Annotated in this window: 17 protein-coding genes; 1 reads left to right on the top strand and 16 read right to left on the bottom strand. The window is 39.6% G+C overall.

Annotation, left to right across the window (positions count from 1 at the left end):
• The 5 genes from AC4IFE_RS12190 to mug form a co-directional block, all read right to left on the bottom strand.
• A partial coding sequence (locus tag AC4IFE_RS12190) for a glycosyltransferase family 117 protein (RefSeq protein ID WP_490757452.1) occupies window positions 1–692 on the bottom strand: 692 nt, incomplete at its 3' end.
• A 57-nt stretch (window positions 693–749) separates the two neighbouring features.
• Window positions 750–875 carry a helix-turn-helix domain-containing protein gene (locus AC4IFE_RS12195; protein WP_490757453.1) on the bottom strand — a complete coding sequence of 42 codons (126 nt, stop codon included), beginning with the start codon at window positions 873–875 and terminating at the stop codon, window positions 750–752.
• Window positions 876–969: 94 nt separating this feature from the next.
• On the bottom strand, window positions 970–1,758 hold the full coding sequence (locus AC4IFE_RS12200; RefSeq protein WP_490757454.1) for an SDR family oxidoreductase: 789 nt from the start codon (window positions 1,756–1,758) through the stop codon (window positions 970–972).
• Window positions 1,759–1,858: 100 nt separating this feature from the next.
• On the bottom strand, window positions 1,859–3,025 hold the full coding sequence (locus tag AC4IFE_RS12205) for a cytochrome-c peroxidase (RefSeq protein ID WP_490757455.1): 1,167 nt from the start codon (window positions 3,023–3,025) through the stop codon (window positions 1,859–1,861).
• A gap of 79 nt (window positions 3,026–3,104) precedes the next feature.
• Entirely contained in the window at window positions 3,105–3,617 is a 513-nt protein-coding gene (mug, locus tag AC4IFE_RS12210; RefSeq protein ID WP_490757456.1) for a G/U mismatch-specific DNA glycosylase, read from the bottom strand.
• 179 nt (window positions 3,618–3,796) lie between these two features.
• Between mug and AC4IFE_RS12215 the strand changes: the two genes are divergently transcribed.
• Entirely contained in the window at window positions 3,797–4,099 is a 303-nt protein-coding gene (locus tag AC4IFE_RS12215) for a hypothetical protein (protein WP_490757457.1), read from the top strand.
• Between the two features lie 138 nt (window positions 4,100–4,237).
• On the opposite strand, the gene AC4IFE_RS12220 is transcribed toward AC4IFE_RS12215, so the two are convergent.
• The 11 genes from AC4IFE_RS12220 to AC4IFE_RS12270 form a co-directional block, all read right to left on the bottom strand.
• Window positions 4,238–4,603, bottom strand: coding sequence for a response regulator (locus AC4IFE_RS12220; protein ID WP_490757458.1), 366 nt, complete (start codon window positions 4,601–4,603; stop codon window positions 4,238–4,240).
• Window positions 4,604–4,643: 40 nt separating this feature from the next.
• Window positions 4,644–5,216, bottom strand: coding sequence for a chemotaxis protein CheB (locus AC4IFE_RS12225; RefSeq protein WP_490757459.1), 573 nt, complete (start codon window positions 5,214–5,216; stop codon window positions 4,644–4,646).
• A 10-nt stretch (window positions 5,217–5,226) separates the two neighbouring features.
• Complete coding sequence (locus tag AC4IFE_RS12230; RefSeq protein WP_490757460.1) at window positions 5,227–6,057, bottom strand: CheR family methyltransferase; 831 nt, start codon at window positions 6,055–6,057, stop codon at window positions 5,227–5,229.
• A complete protein-coding gene (locus AC4IFE_RS12235) occupies window positions 6,057–6,422 on the bottom strand; it encodes a response regulator (RefSeq protein ID WP_490757461.1) in 366 nt (121 codons plus the stop codon). Before AC4IFE_RS12235 ends, AC4IFE_RS12230 begins: the two co-directional genes overlap by 1 nt.
• Entirely contained in the window at window positions 6,423–10,028 is a 3,606-nt protein-coding gene (locus tag AC4IFE_RS12240; RefSeq protein WP_490757462.1) for a response regulator, read from the bottom strand.
• Window positions 10,029–10,034: 6 nt separating this feature from the next.
• Complete coding sequence (locus AC4IFE_RS12245) at window positions 10,035–11,510, bottom strand: hybrid sensor histidine kinase/response regulator (RefSeq protein WP_490757463.1); 1,476 nt, start codon at window positions 11,508–11,510, stop codon at window positions 10,035–10,037.
• Between the two features lie 460 nt (window positions 11,511–11,970).
• Window positions 11,971–12,735 carry a LytR/AlgR family response regulator transcription factor gene (locus AC4IFE_RS12250; protein WP_490757464.1) on the bottom strand — a complete coding sequence of 255 codons (765 nt, stop codon included), beginning with the start codon at window positions 12,733–12,735 and terminating at the stop codon, window positions 11,971–11,973.
• 74 nt (window positions 12,736–12,809) lie between these two features.
• Complete coding sequence (locus tag AC4IFE_RS12255) at window positions 12,810–14,129, bottom strand: RagB/SusD family nutrient uptake outer membrane protein (protein ID WP_490757465.1); 1,320 nt, start codon at window positions 14,127–14,129, stop codon at window positions 12,810–12,812.
• An 11-nt stretch (window positions 14,130–14,140) separates the two neighbouring features.
• Window positions 14,141–17,470 carry a SusC/RagA family TonB-linked outer membrane protein gene (locus tag AC4IFE_RS12260; RefSeq protein ID WP_490757466.1) on the bottom strand — a complete coding sequence of 1,110 codons (3,330 nt, stop codon included), beginning with the start codon at window positions 17,468–17,470 and terminating at the stop codon, window positions 14,141–14,143.
• 6 nt (window positions 17,471–17,476) lie between these two features.
• On the bottom strand, window positions 17,477–20,056 hold the full coding sequence (locus tag AC4IFE_RS12265) for a zinc-dependent metalloprotease (protein WP_490757467.1): 2,580 nt from the start codon (window positions 20,054–20,056) through the stop codon (window positions 17,477–17,479).
• Between the two features lie 113 nt (window positions 20,057–20,169).
• Entirely contained in the window at window positions 20,170–21,756 is a 1,587-nt protein-coding gene (locus tag AC4IFE_RS12270; protein ID WP_490757468.1) for a histidine kinase, read from the bottom strand.
• Between the last annotated feature and the right edge of the window lie 242 nt (window positions 21,757–21,998).

The following is a 21,998-nucleotide window of genomic DNA, read 5'->3' on the forward strand; positions in this document are numbered from 1 at the left end:
AGGATTCCCAGTGTGATCGCATTGGCCCAGATAAAGTTTTTCCAGGTGAATTTGTAGTTTCTTGCATAATATACCAGACAAACGGCCGGCACCGCAAGCATACACATCATGTGTACTCCTACAGAAAGTCCCAATACAAAGAAAATAAGGATGATCCATCTTTCACTGTCTTTTGCCAGGTATTCGTTTTCCCATTTGGTAATGAGCCATACCAGCAGGGCAATAAATAGGGAAGCCATGGAATATACCTCTCCTTCTACTGCAGAAAACCAAAAGGTATCCGAGAAGGTAAAGCATAAAGCTCCTACTGCTCCCGCAAAAAGAATGGAGATTTCCTGGTGTTTTGTAATTTCATCAAAATCCTTGTTCAACAGTCGTCTTACAAAATGGGTAATCGTCCAGAATAAGAATAAAATCGTCAATGCACTGAACAGTGCAGACATCGCATTGATCACAATAGAATAATTCTGTTCATTTCCCAATGCAAATATACTGGCCATAGCCCCCATAATCTGGAATAAAGCGGCTCCGGGAGCGTGCGTTACTTCGAGTTTTACAGCTGAGGAAATGTACTCGCCGCAGTCCCAGAAACTGAGATAATGTTCCATGGTGGAGAAATAAGTAATCAGTGCGATAACGAAAATCACCCATCCTAAAACGGTATTCCATTTTTTAAAAGACCAGTTCTTCATATACTATGTGGTTTCAATACATAGTAAGACAACCCAGACTGGGTAATTATTACATGGTCATTCTGTTTCCAAATTCCCGGCAATAGACTTCAGAGTAAATCCTTTAAGAGTATTTCCGCCCTCAATACGCTGAACCGTCCGTAATGAAAGGCCGGATTTTTCAGCAAGTTCAGCCTGGGTCATATTCTTCTCGTAAAATTTTAACCTTATTTTTCATTTTGGTTATTCATTTTAAAGACTATACATTTCATTTTAAATGAAAATCTTATAGTACTTATCAATAAGTATTGTTCAGTCCTCCATCCAAAGGAATACTGGCTCCGGTAAGGTAAGATGAATATTCTGAAGCCAGAAAAGCAGCCAGATGACCATATTCTTCAGTTTTACCCAGCCTTTTCATCGGGATTTTATTTTCTCTGGCTTTTTTTATTTCCTCTTGGGATTTGCCCGTCTGCCGGGATTCATGGCTGATCAGGTTCTGGATACGTTCCGTATCAAAATATCCTGTCAGAATATTGTTAACAGTGATCTGGTGCTGTGCCACTTCATTGGATAATGTCTTTGCCCAGGCGATTACCGCTGAACGGATGGAATTGGAAAGGGATAAATTATTGATCGGTTCTTTTACAGACAGTGAAGAAACATTGATGATCCGTCCGCTTTTCTGCTTGATCATATGCGGTAAAGCCAGTAAAGTTGTTTCACAAACCGTTTTAAAAAGCAGATCAAATGCTTTCTGGTAATCATCAACATTTTTGTCCAGCGCCATTCCCGGTTCCGGACCATTGGTATTGTTGACCAGAATATCGATAGAGCTGCTCTTAAAATATCCGGAAATAATGGCTCTGTACTCTTCAAAGTTGGAAAAATCGGCCACCAGGTACTGATGTTTCTGACCGGAATTGATAACAGGTAATGAAGACATCATCTTTTTAAGTTTTACTTCATTGCGGGCCATTACCGTTACATTAGCACCACATTTGGCCAGCTCCAATGCTATTCCTGCGCCTATTCCCTGGGTAGCTGCCCCTACCAAAGCATTTTTTGAAAAAAGTTCAATATTCATAAGTGGATCATTATTGAGGATTATGGATATATAAATGTAGCAAAAAAGCTTGACATCCTAAACCGACAGAGCGTTAATTACCATTTATGCGAGGAGTATCTTATCTGGGTAACTCAGGAGGCAGCACTCTTTCCGGCTTTGTAGATAAAGTCCTTAGAAATGCTTCCAACTGGGCAATTTCTTCATCCGTAAGATCAAGCAGCCTTACAAAGCCTGACTTTTCAGAAGCAAGTGCTATTCCCTGATGAACGGTTGACCGTTTTTGAGAATGTTCAGGATTTCCTTTGCTGTAAAACCGGATCACTTCCGTGAGGGTTGTCATAGAGCCGTTATGCATCCAGGGTCCGGTTCTTGACACTTCACGCAATCCGGGTACACGGAATTTTCCGGCATCTTCCGGATTTTTCGTCACCAGATACCTGCCCAGATCCTCTTCTTTTGAGCCCAATAAAGAGGTTCCTACATTTTCGAACTGATTATTGGAAAAATAACCGGAGCTATGGCAGTTCATACACTGTGCTTTGGTCCGGAAAAGATGTAAGCCCATCAGTTCATCATCAGAATAAACTTCTGCTTTCCCATCAATAAACTGATCAAATTTAGAAGTTCGGCTTTTTATGGTTCTTTCAAAAGCGGCTATTGCTTTGGAAATTCTGTCCTTTGAAACGATTTTATCTCCAAATGCTTTTTCAAATAATATTTCATAGCCTTTAATCTTTGCCATTTTTCCTGCTGCAAGATCAATGTGCCCGTTCATTTCTCTTTCATCACGAATCGGCATTTCGGACTGCTCTTCAAGAGATGCAGCTCGGCCGTCCCAAAATAATGACTTTGCATATGCTACATTCAGAATGCTCATCGCGTTTCTGGTACCAAGCTGCCTGTCGTGCCCAAAAGAAAAAGTCCGGTTATCACACCATCCCAATTCGGGATCATGGCAGGAAGCGCATGCAATCTGATTGGATTGGGAAAGACGCGGATCAAAGAAAAGTGTTTTCCCCAACAGTGCTTTATCTTCGGAATAGGGATTATCCGCAGGAAACTGAATTTCCGGCAGGTGTCCTATTTCAGAAAAGTAAGGGAGAGCTTGGGGATCAAGGATAGGTTTCGGCCATTTGGAAGAGTCTCCGGAAGAATATAATTTCCTCAGCTCAGCAAGGAATGAGGATTTCTCCCTGATTTCCTTTTGAACGCTACTGCTGAAACAGTTATTCAAAAGAGAAACCGTAAGAAATGCAATTAATATCCAGCTCAGGACATTCTTCATGGATGGTAGGTTTTTGGCAAAAATAGGAAATCTGGTGAATACATTTTCAAATTAGTGCGGAAGATCCGGCTGCTTTCTCTTACTGCATTTGATCATTTTGAATTTCAGTATAAAACGCGCTATAGGATTCAATCAGATTATCTAAGGTAAATCCGCGGTTTAAACCACTTGTATTGGGTAAAACCCAGACCCTGGCCCCACAAAAATCTTCAGGCTGCGGGCCCCACAGGATCTGTTTCTTTTTGGAGAAAGCCTGATATGCTGCCTTACCGAGAAATACGATATATCTGGGCTGAAATGCTGTCATTTTTGTTTTAAAAAGCTCCAGCGAGCTATCGAATTCATCTTTTGAAAGCTCATCGGCCCGGGATGTTGCCCTTGCGACAGCAGTCGTGAGCCCGTATCCGAAATCTAAAATCTCCCTGTCGTTTTCAGCTTCAATCTGGTATGGTGTAAACCCGGCTTTGTGCATTACTTTCCAGAAGCGGTTACTTCTGCCGGAAAAATGATGGCCGTCTTCGGCAGATTTCAACCCTGGATTGATTCCACAAAAAATAACGGTAAGATTTTTGGCGATGATATCTTTCAACATGTCAAAAGCAGGTATAATTTTATCGGTTTATAGAATTTTCTGCAATTCCCTGAAACAGCAAGATAATGTTTATTTTAAAATATTCAATGATCATCTTTGTTTCAGCTGATAATCAATAAAAAAATTGCTAAAAAGCAATTCTGGCATAAATATTATTGTATATCATATAAACACGCCAGATGGAAAACATGTTACAAAATATAGAACTGATACACCGGTATTTGTCTATCAGTATAACGGACCAGTTTTACTCAACCGTTGATTTAGAAGGTGAATATACTTTTACACAGAATATCGTATCTAAAAAGACCATCATTGTTGCTACATTTACAAACAAAATATTACTTTATCCTCAACTGAAATTATTTTTATCAGCACTGATTACCGAAATTAACAACGGAAAATGCACTGTTGATCTTATCCGTGAAAGAATCAGACATTTTGAGGAAACCAGGTATCTGCCTGTCAGAAGGATTATTTAAATCAGAAAATCCTTACAGATGATGTAAGGATTGTTTTGTTTACTACGATGCTATTAAATTTTTATATGGATTCCAATTCGTTTAATTGTCCAAAATAAAAATGAAATTTACTCTATAAGATGCATGAGAAAACATTTTCTATGCTTCTAAATATTTAGCTACTTTATCTTCCAGATCATCAAGGTTAAATGGCTTAGCCACATAATCATCAGCCTGAGCTTCTTCCGCCAGTCTCACAATGTCATTGTTAGCGGTTACATAAATAACCGGGATTGTCCTGAACTCTTCATGACTTTTCAGAAGCTGGGTGGCCTGAACACCTCCGATTTTTGGAATCCAGTTATCCATGAGAATAACATCTGGCTGAAACTGCGAAACTTTTTCTAAAATATCATGAGATGTTTCTGAAATTTCGACCTGATACCCATTCTCCTCAAAAATGATGGTAATGATCTCTAAAATAGTAGTATCATCATCAAAAATCAAAATCTTCTTTGCGCTCATATTCTTTCTATTTAAATCTTAGGGTTGTTATACTGTATTTTTATAATTGATTGATATAGCCTGCCAGATTATCCGGTGTAATGATCAGATCACAGGCAACTTCCAGCAGCGCATGCTTAGGCATATAATCTACCTCGGCTGTTTCCGGCTCCTGGATCCAGACTTTTCCTTTATTTTTTTTGATAAATCCTAAACCCTCCACTCCATCAGCGTTGGCGCCTGACAGCAGAACGCCTACCAGGTTTTCACCATATACTTCCGCAGCAGATTTGAAGGTCACATCAATAGATGGGCGTGAATAGTTCATTTTTTCAGAAAAATCCAGCGACATCATATTTTTGTTTTCGAACAGCAGGTGATAATCTGCAGGAACTACATAGACCTTATTGTTCTGAATTTCCGTTTTATCATCAATTTCCACGACCTCTATGGAAATGAACTGCTGCAGCAGCGTCTGCAGGATATTGTTTGAATAGGCCTTGCGATGCAGTACCAGAACAATGGGAATACCCAGCCCGTTTTTTAATTTTTTAAGCATCTCAAGAATAACCTGCAGGCTTCCTGCAGATCCTCCTATCACAACTAATTCTGTCTTTGTGTTTTCTGTTTCCATAATCAGTGTATTACATATGCTCTGCCTTCTTCCAGATGCGCTGGTCATCTACCTGATGGTAATTCCTGTCCAGTTTGGAAAACCTGATGGTTTCTTTTGCTCCCAGTGCGAGATAGCCTAAATTTTCAAGACTGTTATCAAAAAGCTTAAAAACACGCTCCTGCAGTTCCCTGTCAAAATAGATCAGTACATTTCTGCAGATGATCAGCTGAAAGCTGTTAAAAGAGCTGTCCGAAACCAGGTTGTGGGTAGATAAAATCAGTTTTTCCTGTAAACTTTTATCAAATCTTACACTGTCATAGTTCGCGGTATAATAATCTGAAAAATCTTTTTTGCCGCCGGACAAGATGTAGTTCTCTGAATAGGTTTTCATCTGCTGTAACGGAAAAACTCCTGAACGGGCGGTTTCCAGAACAGATGGGTTGAGATCCGTACCGTAGATCAGCGACTTATGGTAAAGATTAGCTTCTTTAAGCAGGATGGCCATGGAATAAGCTTCTTCACCGGTAGAGCATCCGGCCACCCAAATCCTGATCAGCGGATAGGTTCCGAGCTGCGGCAAGATCTTTTCCCTGAGAGATTTAAAGAAATGCGGATCGCGGAACATTTCTGTAACATTCACCGTTATTTCTTCTACAAAGCGCTTCAGGTATTCCGGATCATTAAGAATGGTATACCTGAGCTCTGCAAAGCTGGTAAATCTGTCGATCAGGCAGATGCGGTTTACGCGACGCTTAAAAGAAGCTCTGCTGTACTGGGAAAAGTCATAGCCGTACATCTCATAAACATCTTTTATGAGGTATTCTACTTCTTCATCTTTTACAATACTGGGCTCTAACATTATGGAAGCTTTTCTATGGCTGCAATCAGCTGATCTACATCGATCGGTTTCGATACATAATCCTGGGCACCAGCATCGAGACATTTCTGACGGTCTTCCGGCATTGCCTGTGCTGTAACGGCGATTACAGGAACATGGCTGATAACCGGCGTATTTCTGATCATTTTTATGGCTTCATACCCGTCCATTTCAGGCATCATCATATCCATAAGCACGATATCTATTTCATTTTCTTTTAAAATCTGAATAGCTACCTGAGCGCTGATACAACTTTCAATCTGATATCCACGGGATTTCAGGGTCAGTTTGAGTGCAAATATATTGCGTGGATCATCGTCCACAATTAAAATTTTCTTATTCATCATTTAACTTTCATATAACCAGACACGCAGTAAGGACAATAACTGATCGATATCCACAGGTTTCGAGATATAATCTGAAGCACCTGCCACGATGCATTTTTCACGGTCTCCAATCATGGACTTTGCGGTAATGGCAATAATAGGAAGCCTTGTAAAGGCTGGCATTTTTCTGATCTCTTTTATGGTTTCATAGCCATCCATTTCAGGCATCATCATATCCATTAAAATAACGTCTATATCTTTATGTTCTTTAATCTGCTGCAGGGCGTGCTTACCATCCATGGCAACAACGACCTCAACTTTATATTTTTCTAAAGCCTTGGTTAAAGAGAAGATATTACGGACATCATCATCGGTAATCAGGATTTTTTTGCCGCTTAGCACTTCTGTCAATGATCCTAAAACTTTGTTTCTTGCGGTTTCAACATAATTATTTTTTTCTTCCACCAAATGTAGGAATAAACCTACTTCATCTAAAATCCTTTCGTAAGAATGGGCGGTTTTTACCACAATGGAATCTGCATACTGCTTGATCTTAAGTTCTTCGGATTTGGATAAACTGTGTTCTGTAAAAATGATGATCGGCAGGTTTTCCAGTCCTTCATAGCTTTTAATAGATTCAATAATCTGGTATTCATTACCTTTTGAAGTTTCTAAAATAACGCAGTCTACATGGGATGACGTTAAGGCTTTCACGCTGTCTTCAACATTATTTTCTACTGATAAGGAAATATTGAAATTACTCAGGAAGTAGGCCAGCGCGCTGGCATGTTTAGCATTGTTTTCTACAATTAAAACCTTTTGCGGAGATTTCAGAAGGGCTTCTTCAATTTTCCTGAAGACATCAGTCATTTTATCGAGCGCCATAGGCTTATTAATGAAGTCAATAGCCCCTTTCATCAGACTTTCTTTTTCAAGCTGCAATACGGACATCATATGTACAGGAATATGCATGGTTGAAGCATTCGATTTAAGCTCATCCATCACCTGCCACCCATCTTTCACCGGTAACTGAACATCGAGTAAAATAGCCTGCGGATGATACTGAACGGCTGCGGATAAGGCATAATCTCCTCTCACCACCACTACTCCTTTGTACTGGTTCATTCGGGCGTATTTAAGGAGCGCTTTTGCGAAATGAATATCATCTTCAACAATTAAAATTACCTTATCCTGTGCAGTTATTGCATCCCGGTCATCGTCTATAGCGTCCGGAATCGGCAATACCTCTGCAGGTAAAGCCGTCTGGGATTCTGTGTCTCCTAAAATATTCTGAATCACTTCAACATCTTCACGAATGATATCCATCAAGTGTTGGTCTGTTTCAGGCTGAAGTGTTTCAGCTACAGGTTTTACAGGAATAATCAGGCTGAATTCACTTCCTTCATCCACTTTACTTTTCAGGGTCAATTCTCCTCCAAGCAGTCTTGCAATTTCACGGCTTATGGACAGTCCCAATCCGGTCCCGCCAAATCTTCGGCGTGTAGAGCCGTCTGCCTGCTGGAATGCTTCGAAAATAATGGCCTGCTTTTCTTCCGGGATTCCGATTCCGGTATCCTTTACAGTGAAAATAATAAAGTCTTTATTGTTAGGATCTTTGGCTATGTTCAGATCAATGCTTCCTTCTGTAGTAAATTTTAAAGCATTTGACAAAAGGTTACGCAGCACCTGATCTACCCTAAGCCTGTCGGTCTCAATTGTTTTTTCAACATCCGCGTCTATATGGATATCAAATCTGATCTTCTTCTCCTGAATAACCGGATTGAAGAGACTTTTCAGATCTTTCACCACATCATCAATCACAACGTCCTCATATTCCAGTGACATTTTACCTGATTCTATTTTAGCCAGGTCAAGAATCTCATCAATAAGCGTAAGAAGGCTGCTTCCGGAGCTCTGAATAACTTTTGCCGACTCTATCTGATCTTCATTCAGATTTTCATCAGGATTTTCGGCCATTAATCTTGAAAGGAGAAGAATGGAATTTAGCGGAGTCCTGAGTTCATGGGACATATTGGCTAAAAATTCGGATTTGTATTTTGTACTTAAGGCAAGTTCTTCTACTTTTTTCTGGATTTCGCTGTTTCTTTCTGCAATCAGATGATTTTTTTCTTCGAGCATTCTTGAACGTTCTTCCAGTTCGGCATTGGCCTGCATCAGTTCTTCCTGCTGTACTTTCAGTTCTTCTTCGGACGCCTGAAGCTTTTGGGTCTGGGCTTCCAGTTCGGTATTCAGATTTTCCAGTTCGGCATGTTGCACCTGTAATTCTTCCGACTGAGCCTGTGTTTCCTCCAGAAGCTGCTGTTCTTTTTCGCGACCTTTGGCTGCATTTAAGGCAATCCCGATATTACGGCTGCTTTCGGCGAAATAATTAATTTTGTCTTCACCGAAATCTGAGGTTGATCCCAACTCCAGTATTCCGATACAGTGGCCGTCCGCATGAACAGGAATTAATAATATGCTGTTAATTTTTATCCTGCTGCTGGCAAAACTTACGGCAAAATCATCTTCACGAAGGTTGTTATAAACCTGCATTTTTTCATTGACAAAAGCCTGACCTACCATTCCTTCTCCCGGTTCGAAAGTTTTTTTCATTGTACTTTCCAGGCCGAAAGCTGTGCTAAGCTTAAGAATCCCTTCATCAAACAGGTATAAAGCACCATTGATGCACTTACTGTATTCTACAAGCTGGTTTAGAGATGCATCAGAGACTTCTTTCACAGACTTATTACCTACCAGAGATTCATTAAGTAAGGCTAAGCCTTTCTGGCGCCAGTCACTTTTATTAATCTGTTCGAAGGATTTCTTAAGGGAATCGGTCATATGATTCAGGGAATCTACCAGATCTCCGAGATCATCCTGCGAATGGTCTACTGCTTTCTGACTGTAATCGCCATTGGCCACTCTATTTGCAATCTGCTGAACAGCACTTACACGTCTGCTTATTTCCAGATCTTTTGATCTTAATTCTTTTTCTAATTTGTCTCTCCGGATAAGATCTGCTCTGAGCTTAAAGTAAAAAAATATGGTAACAATTATTGCCGCTATTGCCGAAACAACAATAAACATAACAGTTGTACGGGATGAGCGGTTGAGATCTTTATTTTTAATTTCAAGCTGCCTTTCTTCATACTGTACAAAATCGCCGACGATCTGGCGGCATTTATCCATATAGCTTTTGCTTTGCAGGATCTGCTGCTGGGTCATTACAATACCGTTCTTTCTGTTCTGTACAAAATATTTTAGATTGTTAACGTTACTTTCAACATTTTTCTCTAAGGCATCTAAACGTTCCAACTGGTTTTTGTCTGAAATATCCAGAGCTCTTGCGCGTTGTATAGCTTTGCCATATTCATTTAAGCTGCGATTATAAGGCTCCAGAAAGCTTTCTCTTCCTGTGAGCTGGTAACCTCTGTTTCCTGTTTCGGCATCTAACAGGGCAACAAGAACGTCTTTTACAGCAGTTATGGATCTTCTGCTCTGAGAAAGACTTTCACGATGATCCATCTGTCTTTGAATGCTCAGATAAGATGCAACTGAACTTGCAATCAGGATCAGCAAAGATATCCCGACCCCAAACTGAAGATTTCTGATTATTTTTTTCGGCATGAGATATTAGTTTAAAGGTAAAGTGAAATAGAAAGTAGACCCTTCTCCTACTTTACTGGATACTCCTATGGTTCCGTGGTGCTGTTTGATGATTTCTGAACAGATAAACAATCCGATCCCCATTCCCTGAAACTGCAGCGAGGATTCTTCTACACGGTAGAATTTACGAAATACGGCATCCTGCTTAAAGTCGGGAATTCCTATTCCGAAATCTGTGATGCTCACTTTTACCTCCTGCTTTTCTTCGTCCACAAACGTAGTGACTATAATCTGGTTATTCTGGGGAGAGTATTTAATGGCATTGGTAAGGAAATTAATAAGAACCTGTTCTATGCGTACTTCATCCAGGGGAATCAGGATATCCGGGTTTATACCATGGCGTTTTATCTTAACTTTATTTTCGTCATGAGTCTGGATAATGGTTTCAACCGCATTGCTTATGATGTTTTCAAGGCTGGTTGGTTTTTTATTGATTTTAAGTTTTCCATTTTCTATTTTCGAAACATCCAACAGATCAGTAATCAGATTATTCAGTTTTTCGATCTGATCCTGAACCTTGCTCATGAAGCCTGCTTCAGCACTTTGCTTATCGAGTTTTAATTTACGGTCCAGAAGCTGAATATAGGCTTTTATACTGGTTAAAGGTGTCTTCAGTTCATGACTGGCAATACTCAGGAATTCATCTTTTTCTTTTTCGACCTTTTTCTGATCATCAATATCGGTGAAGGTTCCCACCCAGTTTTTGATGACGTTTCCATCATTCACCGGGGTTATCCGCAAGAGATGATATCTGTATTCTCCGGAATCCACTTTTTTTATTCTGGCCTCGAGCTCGAGTGCCTGGCCCTTTTTCCGGCAGCGGTTAAATTCTTCTCTGATATTAAGGTCATCGGGATGCACTTCGGGAAAATCCACATCTGTATCCGAGTATTGGTGCCACTTGCAGTTGACAAATTCTATATTCCCATCTTCATTGAGTGTAAATGCAATCTGCGGAAGTGATTCAAGCATGAGTTGAAAATGATCAATCTGGGACTTCATGGTCACCTGCGATTCACGTCTGCCTTTGACCTCGAGCTCCAGACTCTGCTGGGTCTTTTTCATGGCAAGGTTCTGCTCCTGGAGACTATAAAATGTTTTCACTTTAAGCAAAAGAATTTCAGGATCTACAGGCTTTGTCACGTAATCCTTACCTCCTGAAGCATATCCGCGGGTTATAAATTTCTTTTCTGTATTGACTGCGGATAAAAATATGATGGGAACTTCTTTCGTTTTACTGTAGTCTGCTAATGTTTCAGCCACTTCAAATCCATCCATGCCTGGCATCTGTACATCCAGAATAATGAGTGCATAGTTATTTTTTATTGCTTTGCCTAATGCTTCTTCTCCTGAATTGGCTGTATCTACCTGAAAATCTTTAGATTCCAGCAGTTTTTTTAATGAATAGAGATTGCTTTGGTTATCATCAACAATTAAGATCATAAGATGAATCAGTACTTGGGGTTTATTTTATATTTAAGTACCGCCAAAAATACTTACAAAATTTCGAAAAACATTTATTTTTTTAATCATTTTACGCCTACATACCACACATATAGGCTTATAAATCAATTTTTAAAAAAAATATTGCAAAAAACTTATTATACTCAGAAAAACATTCAATCTGTTAATTAAATGACAGCAAATATATACGTGATTGAGCCTAAAAATGACCTAAGATTGCAAAAAGAACGACCGTTTTTGTAATAATTTATTTCTTTCAAAAGAAATCCGGTCCGGAAATGTTTAAAAAGTTTAAAATTGCAGCAGGATATTTTCATCAACAATTCCAGTTTTTCGGATACAATCATGCTTCCAGTTTTTTGATTTTTGCACCTCTAAAAACGGGAAAAGACACTTATGCAGTCCGGAAACGGGTAAGTTGCTGACGTTCTGATAACAGCTAGTTTTTCAGCCAGCTTAAGCATTCCGTGATTTGTCTTTTGCTGATAAATACATCGGAATTGATTTCAGGGGCAGGCGACAGTTTCAGTTCTACTTTCTGGCTGGAATGCTTGATGATCTCAACAATTGCATTTTTATTGATGATAAACTTACGGTTGATTTTAAAAAAAAGTTCCGGATTCAGTTTGTGGATGATATCTTTAATGGTATCATCATAAATATAGGTCCGGTTGTCCATCGTTGTGAGAAAAAGATATTTTCCCGAGGCAAAAAAATAAGCGGTATGATGCTCGTCTATTGACTTCAGCTTATTTCCTTCCCGCACCATAAAGTGATCCATCTTTCCGGGATTTTCTGCCTGACGTAATGTGGAAATAGACTGTAAAACAGGTTCCGGATCGAAATTAGACCTTATGGAAATGAATTTCTGTAACGCCTGATGCAGATCACTCTCTTCAAAAGGCTTCAGAAGATAATCTATGGTAAAATGTCTGAAAACACGTATCGCATATTCATCAAATGCGGTGATAAAGATAATGGGTGTAAAGAGTTCCACCTGTTCGAAAATCTCCAGACTCATTCCGTCTCCCAAATGGATATCCATAAAGATAAGATCTGCCGAATGGTTTTTGAAGAAGTCTATAGCCTGCTTTTTTGAGCGGAGAATCACAGTCTCTGTAACAGGGACTATGCTTTGTTTATCCAATAAATCTTTGAGATAATTAACAGCCAGTAATTCATCTTCTATAATGGCGATTTTCATAACATTACAAAAGTACAAAAAAACCGCTAAAACTATTATGTTCAAGCGGTTTCAGGGGTGTTAATATGAATGTTTTATAAATTCGGATTGTTCTTCTTGGCACTCATCGGATATTCTATGGTATATCTCGGGTCATTCTGCTGAAGAATATATTCCACACCGTTGACGATATGAATAATTTTTTTCTGGTCTGCTCTTCTCAGATCGAACCATCTGTGGCCTTCGAGAGCAAACTCCCTGAATCTTTCATCCAGAAGATAGCTCATGAATTGTGAAGCATTCATTGGACTGATCTCGTTCTGAACTGCGGTATATCCTGCAGGAGTATATCTGTTGGCTAAAACTTTCAGCAATGCTTCTTTAGCTTCATCAAGCCTGTTGAGTTTTAATAATGCTTCAGATTTTATAAAATATAATTCAGCTGTTCTGAAAGATACCCTGAAATTATTACTTCCTCCTTTAATAACTTTATACCTGCTGTTGTTTTTTTCAAAATAGATTCCAAATCTTTTGTCTGTAGCAGAATTATATTTTGAAATCAATTCCGGGGAGGCAAAAATTACATTTTGCACATTGGTATTCAACGGATTATCTAATGCCAGGATAGATTCTACGGACATATAATGGTTGGGGGCAGTATTGCTGGTATTTAAATTACTTAGTTCCCCTTTTACGGCTAATACTGCCTGTGCCATATACAGTGCTTTATTCCAGTCTCCCTGATAAAGAGCAAGTCTTGCATTAAAAGCCATCAGCGCATTTTTAGAGAATTTATAGTTGGCACCGGCAGCCTGCTGTTGTTCCACCATAAGACCCTCTGCTTTTCCCATATCCTCATGAATCTGATTGTAGACTTCCTGTACGGTAGAAGGTTTTAATACTGCTTCCATGTCAGCTTTTAAACTGATAGGAACTCCCCTGTCCGCAGAAGCCGTAGCAGCATTATAAGGTTTTGCATATAAATTAATCAAATCAAAATAGGAATAGGCACGCAACGCATAAGCTTCTGCCAGAATCTGATTTTTTTCAGGAGAATCTTTCATGGTCTTACTCCCTTCGTTGATCGCCTGGTTCAGGTAGAAGATGACCGTATAAAAATCTGCCCACTGAAATTCTTTTGTTTCAGCATCATAATTACTATCCTTCCACATAGCCAGCTCACGATAGTAAGGGAAATCACTGGTATTTTCGTCTATCACCATCTCATCTGTACGAAGTGCAGACAGGGATTTATGAATAGGATATTTGGAATATGCGGATGTCAGTATTTTTCTGTAATCTTCAACACTAACCGGAATCACTTTCCCTTCGGGCTGTATATCCAGAAAGCGGTCACAGCCAATACTTGTAAAGCTGATTACTGCCAGAGCAATGAATGTAGTTATTTTTCTCATTTTTTCAAGTTTTAAAAAGAAACATTAAAGCCAATTGTCACTGATTTGGCAATAGGCTGTGCATAAATATTACCATAGGTTTCCGGATCAAAATATCCTTTATACCCGTTACTGAATACAAACAGGTTACGCCCTTCCACACTCAGTCTCAGACTGCTGATTCCCATAGGATTGGTAAATTCTTTAGGAAGTGTATATCCTAAACGGATACTGCTGATTCTCAGGTAACTGATTTCTTTTGCCCATATATCAAGCAGACCATAGGTGTTGTTCGGACTGTCGGTAAGCCATTTGTTTCCCATCCATCCCGGATTACTTTCCATATCAGGACTTGTTATGGCAGGGAGTGAAACTCCTGCTTCATAGATATCCCTTGTATAATTTCTTCCTCTGTCTAAATTCATTCCTCTGTAAGAAGGTGATCTCATCACCGTCTGCTTAAAGTTGAAAGCTGCTGAAACAGTCAGATCGAAATTATGTACTTTAAAGGTATTTATAATACCTCCGGTAAATTTAGGATCTCTGTCTCCAACGTAGGTAAAAAGGCCTCTCATTTCTTCAGCGGTAAGCTTCGTTCCTACCAGCTGCCCGGGAAGGAATTCTTCATACACATCATAGAGTTTAAAGAAATCTTCAATTTTTACCTTTTCATTTCCTTTCCAGAACATGGGGTTTCCATTCTCATCCATTCCTGCTGTTTTCAAAGCAAATACAGCATTTACAGGAAGTCCTTCTCTTGAAGGAAGCATTGAATTTTGACGGGGCTGCTCAGTAATGACGTTGCTTTTATTATGAGCAAAATTGATAGTGGTAGACCATTTGAAGTTTTCATTATCGATGTTTCTGGTAGAAACTGCCAATTCAAAACCTTTGTTTGTTAAGCTCCCCCAGTTCATCATCGTATAATTGAATCCTGTTTCAAGGGGTGTTTCTCTCATACTGATCATATCTGTTCCTTTTCTGCTGTATACATCAGCGGTAAGGTTGATACGGTTTTTAAACAATCCCAGATCAAGTCCTACATTCACATTGGTTGTTTTTTCCCAACGGAGCTTATCATTCGGAGCAGTGATTACATTAATAATTTCTTCTTTTGTTCCGGGAAGAATGTTGGCTTCCCCATATTCCCCGATAAAAAACGGTGATGTATTACGGTCAATATTTCCCTGTAAACCATAGGAAGTCCTTAATCTCAGATTAGAAATAAGAGGTACATTCTTCATAAAGTTTTCCTTTGTCACCAGCCAGGAACCGGAAACAGCCCATATTGGCAGGTATTTGTACTTTTTATTGACACCAAAAAGGTTGGTCCCATCATATCTCACACTTCCGAAAAACGTATATTTCTGATCATAGGTATAGGAAGCCGTAGCAAACATAGAAGCATAAGCGTTCTCTACAGTAGGCATTTCACGATAGGTTTCGTATTTTTTATCTCCGGCGAAATCAGAGTTGGGAAATATAATCGGGGTTCCTGTTTTCGTAAGACTGTTAAAACCAAAAGCTCTGGTAACCGTAGTATTATCTTCTGTTTTACGGATTTCGGTTCCTGCCATTAAATCGATCTCATGTACCGAATTAATTCTCGTACTGTACAACCCCTGTAATTTCCAGTTGTATTGATAGAAATCATTATTCCAGTTTTGCTTGATATCTCCGGCTGGCAGGAAATAACGGTAGGCGCCATCTTTATAGTAACGGGTGGCTTCTTTCATCTTTCTGGTAAAGTATGTTTCCTGTCCGGCATATTTTTCCGTCTTATTGGTATCATACTGAATTCCAAGCTGTGAAGTAAACCTCAGGCTTTTGGATGCTTTATACTCTAAATCCAATATCGCCTTTAATGACTGATTCTTGAGGGTATACTCGGTATTCTCTCTTTCTTCAAGAAAATTGAAAGGAATATAGGTATCTGCAAAACCGTCTATATCCTTATCATAGTTATAGCTTCCATCCGGATTGAAAGGCTTCATATACGGATTGGCATTTCTTGAATAATTAACCGGGCTCGCTGATGCATCTGCATCTGTCATAAACGACTCTTTCTCGCTGCGTGTTCCGAAAATAGCGATTCCTGCATTTAACTTATCGCTTATTTTGTAATTGTTCTTTAAAGTAAGGTTATATCTTTCAAAACCTGTCCCTATGGTTGTTCCTTCTTCTTCATAATACCCCAGCGAGAAATAATAATCCGAACGGTCGCTGCCTCCTGAAAGGCTTACTCCATACTGCTTATTAATGGCGTTTCTGTACAATAATTTCCCCCAATCTGTGTTGTTGGCTCTTAAACCGTCAATCTGCTGGCGGGTCATTGAACTCAATGCGCCCAATCCTCCATTTCTGTAGGCATCAAGCTGGCCGTTTTTCATTAAAATTCTCATCACCTCTCCTTTATCGGCACGGTATGTAAGGTCGGCACGGCTGGCAAGCATTAATTCAAGATCAACTTTTTCAGAGGCGTTCAACAGATTCAGTCTGCTGAAATCAGGGCGTGATGTCACGAAAGTATCCGCCGAAAAGTTCAGCCTCATTGTTCCTTTCTTCCCTTTTTTTGTGGTGATGGAAATCACACCGTTTGCAGCTCTGGCTCCATAAATGGCTGTAGCGGCTGCATCTTTCAGGATGGTAATATCCTCAATATCATTAGGGTTCAGTCCTGCAATAGAAAAGTTCTGAAGCTGGTCTATATTATCTTTATCGCTGAAATTAGGAACATCATTTCCTTCTAACGGAAGACCGTCAACCACCCATAACGGATCCTGCGGACCGGAAAGGGAAGCTGTTCCTCTGATTCTTATTTTCGCGGGGCTTCCGGGAGCTCCTGTTTCAGGGGTCACCACAACTCCGGCAATCTGTCCCGCCATCATCTGATCTACACTGGCAACACCGGCCTGGTTGATATTGTCCATCTTTACGGTGGAAACCGCAGAAGTCTGCTTACGTTTTTCAATTTTCTGATATCCGGTAATGATGACTTCCTGAATTTTATTTTTGTCTGTAACTTCAGGAATCAGTCTTACCGTATAATTGGTCTTATCTTCAGTAACCTGAATGATCCTGGACTCATAGCCCGGATAGCTGATAAGTACGGACTTGGTGTCTGCAGGAATTTCGAGGATAAATTTTCCGTTCCTGTCGGTTACCGTACCTACGGATACGCTTTCAATAATTCCTTCAAGATCGGTTTTTGTAGAAACGGACTGTGTTTCTATTTTTACAGATGCTCCTGCAATAACACCGGAAGTGTTTTCGTCTTCAATTTTCCCTGTAATGGTTTTCTTTTCCTGGGCCAACGCAATCTGAGCCGCCAAAAGAGGTAAAAGTATTAGAGTTTTTTTCATAGCTGATTATTTGTTTAAAGCCTCTTTTATCCGGATGATCAAGTCTGCGTAATGAGCCCTGGAAGCTTCATCTCCTTTGTTGTTAGTTTTATATAATAAGTTCAGTATTTTCTGCAGTTCCGCTCTTTTATAAGTGGTGACTTCAGATACTCTTTTCATGGATGAATAGTTGATATTCCTAAGACCGTGATCTTCTTCATAGAAGTTACAGATCATCGGGACGTTCAGTGTATTTTCAACCTTTAAAGCTTTGACTGCTGTTTTTTCAAATAATTTATTGACGGAAACAATTAAAGCATCTACATAGTTTTTCTGGGTCATCTTTTCAAGGATGGTCAGACTTCCCTTTTTGCTGAAAATGGCTCCGCGAACCTGATCAAATAAATTTTCTACGGTGTAGATTTCTTCTTTTGAGCCTGATACCTCGTGCTTTAATTCATTTTCGATCATTCTGAGCAGTCGATCATCCATAAACAGGGAGTAAATATTTCCGTACTGCATTCCTCTCGCTAAGGTGTAAGGAGTCTGCTCGAACGGTCCCATCGGTGAATTTTTAACAGGATAGGTTTTCTCTGTGATGGAATTGAAAAACAGCCATTCCGGAAGATGTACTGCATTTCTGATCAGGTAATCAACTGCTCTTTTCTGGGTTTCTGCCGGTACTGCTTCATACGCTTTCTTATCGCTGCCGAAAACCGTATTGTTCAGGTAAATTCCGCCTACATTGGCCATTACATGCCCTGTGTACAGGTCCCACTGCCCTATTGCTCCCAGGTACAGCTTTCCGGCATCGGTATAGCTTTTACCGTCTTCGTAAGTCCATGTCAGAAGGTTCTTTACAACGATCTTTAAATTTTTGATCCCGTATTCCCCGGCTTTCATGGCATCGTCACCCAGATCTTCAGACTGTGACCGCGGATCGATGGTTTCCAAATAATTCTGCTGTTCACCATAGAAATACATAGGATCATCCTGATGTTTTTCTATTAAATTCCTGAGTCCCTTTTTCTCGGATATCTCATCCGGATACCAACGGTAGCCCCACTCAATAGCATATTTATCATAGACCCCGATCTTTGGAGTGATTGCTGTAACTCCGTCTTCCGGCTGAGCGACGTAATTGTAACGTGCATAATCCATGATGGAAGGCGCAGTTCCACCCATTTTGTCGGTAAATTCTTTTGAACGAAGCGATTCTACGGGAAATGCGAAAGACGCTCCCATATTGTGCTTAAGCCCGAAGGTATGTCCTACTTCATGGGAGGATACAAAACGAATGGCTTCTCCCATGTGTTCATCACTGAATGTGTTTCCTCTGGCCTTAGGATCTATTGGTCCTGTCTGGATTCTCATCCATTCCTGGAGGGAAGTCATCACATTATGCCACCATATGATATCCGATTCAATGATTTCACCACTTCTCGGATCCACTACCGACGGCCCCATCGCATTGGCCTTAGGTGAGGCAGCATATGTGATCACAGAATATCTTACGTCATCAATGTCAAAGTCTTCATCTTTTTCATCTGGCATTTTGGCAATAACGGCGTTTTTAAAGCCTGCCTTTTCAAAAGCTGCCTGCCAGTCATAGACCCCTGCTATGATCTTTTCGCGCCATTGTTTTGGGGTTGACGGATCTATGTAATAAACAATCGGTTTTTTGGGTTCTACCAGCTCACCTCTTAAGTATCTTTCTTTATCTTCGTCTTTGGGCTCAAGCCTCCATCTGGTAATGAGCTGCTTTTCATCCATTTTCTGCTGACGGTCGTTGAATGTCCAGTGCTTTTCACTGAAAAAACCGACTCTTGAATCAGCTGTTCTCGGCTGCATCGGTATTTTGGAAAGCAAAACGAGATTGGTAGTCACACCAAGTGTTACCGGCAGATCCACACCTCCTTCGTTTACCGATGTCGTCAGCTGAGACTTCACCACAAGGTTCTGAGGAAAGGTCTTTACTTTTTCTATGTAGGAAAGGTTTGACTTTACAGATCCTCCAAGGCCTACATTGGCCAGAACATCGTTGAAGCTTTTCTGATTTCCGTCAAAAATTTTATTGACTTTAATGGCTACAGAGGTAGAGTCATTGTTTTGGGCTTCAATATCAAAAACCTCAATCACAGATTCTGAAAAGTTATCTTGAACAGATCTTGTAATGGCATCGTTTTTAGGTGATGATACCTGGGGAACAACCGTTTTCACCCAAACCTTTTTGGCTACGGTATCCCGGTGAAAGGAAATGACTTTGTTTTCATAATTCATTCCTTTATTCAAACCGGCTTCGTTCACCTGCATCGGAACCTGTGACAGTTTATTGACCACCAGAAACTGACGTCCCATCAGGCTGTCGGGAATTTCAAAATAGACATCTGTTTTTACCTGAATGGTATTCAGAAGGCCTTTTTTGTAAGTTCCTTTTTTGATCAGATCATCAATTTTCTTTGCCTTTTTTGAAGAATCTGTTTTCTCTGATTTTTCTTTATCTGTTTTTAAAGTGTCTTTTTTCTGTGCAAGTGCTGCCGGTGAGGCTAAAGCGAGTCCTAAATACAGTGCCAGTCTGTAGTTCTTCATTAAAATAGTCCTATTCATTCCAAATTATTAGATATCCCATGTTTCTGCCCGCAAAACTATAGGTAAAGAAATAATATCAACATTAATAGGGAGTGAGAGGTGTATTTTTGGGAGTGAGTGGATTTCATTTTTTATTCCAATAAGGGTAAAAAACATATGAAATATTCACCATCTACTGAAATATTAACAGAATTATTTTTAAAATAATCATAAACCTGATTCAAATAATCAATTCCGAATTTCTCACCCTGAACATTTTCTTCTGTCTTTGGCTGCCATGTATTTTTAATACTGACACCATCGTGCTCAACAGTAATAATAATGTTTAACGGATGATCTATGGTAGCAATATTGTGCTTGATTGCATTTTCCACGATCATCTGAAGAGAGAGATAGGGAATCCTTTTTTCCAGACTTTCCCGGTTATGGATGATGAGATCAAAACTAAGTTCCTCATCAAACCTGCTTTTCAAGAGGTCCATATACTGCCGGATAAAACTGATTTCCTGTGCAACAGGAACGATGCTTTCTCCGGGAGGTACAATAAGATACCGGTAAATCCTGGAAAGGTTCATGGTAAATTTCTGCGCATTTTCTTTATTAAGCCCGATGAGCATATAAAGAGAATTCAGCGAGTTGAACAGGAAATGGGGATTGATGTTATTTTTAAGCTGCTGAAGCTGGTGCAGGGCTTCTGCCTTATGCATTTTCTCGTTATCTACCAGCAGGAGATTTTTTTCAGACTGGATCTTTTCTTTTTCACGGTATGCCAGCGCTGTGGACCTTTGAAACAAAATAAAAACAGTTACGATAAGAAACAGGGCTGCCAGAAAGATATAAACGGTATAGGTTTTTGTTTTATTGACACTCTCATCTATAAGGAAATTGACATGGTTTACAACTGTATATCCCTCAAAATTATCGGTTTTCAGGGGCTTTATGAAACGGGTTACCTCTACGTTCAGGTATTCGGAGACTGTGCTTGCTTCGGTATACCCGGATTTTGTTTTACCGGCTATGGTGTCCTTGGGTTTAATGCTGGTGAAATCAAAAATATTTTTTCCTAAATATTTCTTATCAGGATGGGTAATGCAGACCCCTTCCCTGGTGAAAACATAGGCATAATTGTTCGGCGTTTTATCTATGTTGATAAAGTATTCGTGAAGGTCATCCAGGCTTACCGCAGAACCGTAGTAGAGCATATCCTGTCCGGGCAGCACAAGAGAGTCATAACTTACCCAGTACATGCTGTCTTTACGGGTGGTGAGAAAATCTCTGAAATGTCCGGAACCGTTATTTTCTATTTTTATAAATTTCCCCTGCTGTTCTTTTTTTCTGAACAGATACGATAAAGAACTCTCACTTTCAAATTTCCCGGAAGCATGGTTATGGTAAGCATACCAGCTGTAAGGAAGCAGATTGCGTTTCCGGTTCAGGTCGTTTAGAACGGAAGAATATTCTTTATAGTTTTTCAATCCGTCTTTCTGGATCAAAGCCCGAAGCAGGTACTGATAATCCTCTATATTCCTGAATTCTTTTTCTATGGTTTCGTATTTCCTGAAAAATGTTTTCCGTGCAAATTCTTCATTGTTTTTCCGGCTGTCATGAGTAATGAGAACGCTCAGAACTGCAAATGCAGCAGCGGCAATTAAACAGGTCGACAGAACCGCTATATAAATAGCTTTCTGAGATAATATGTGTTTAAAATTAATATTCAATTCTTATGATTATTTTTTTATTGATTTTAATAATCATATTAATATTTTGCCGGTGTGTGTTTTAAATGAAGCTTAATGTTTGGCTGGATGTTTTTTGAAGCTTTCAGTTTCGCAGCGTTAACTTTTAATACAAGTGTACACCTTATCATTGATTTGTAATCGGAGGCTAATGAATTCAAAAAAGTACTTTAGATGCAAACCAAAGAACTCCAGTTTCGAACCACAAATATAAAAAGAAATTA

The sequence above is a fragment of the Chryseobacterium sp. UF-81 genome, from assembly GCF_058245105.1.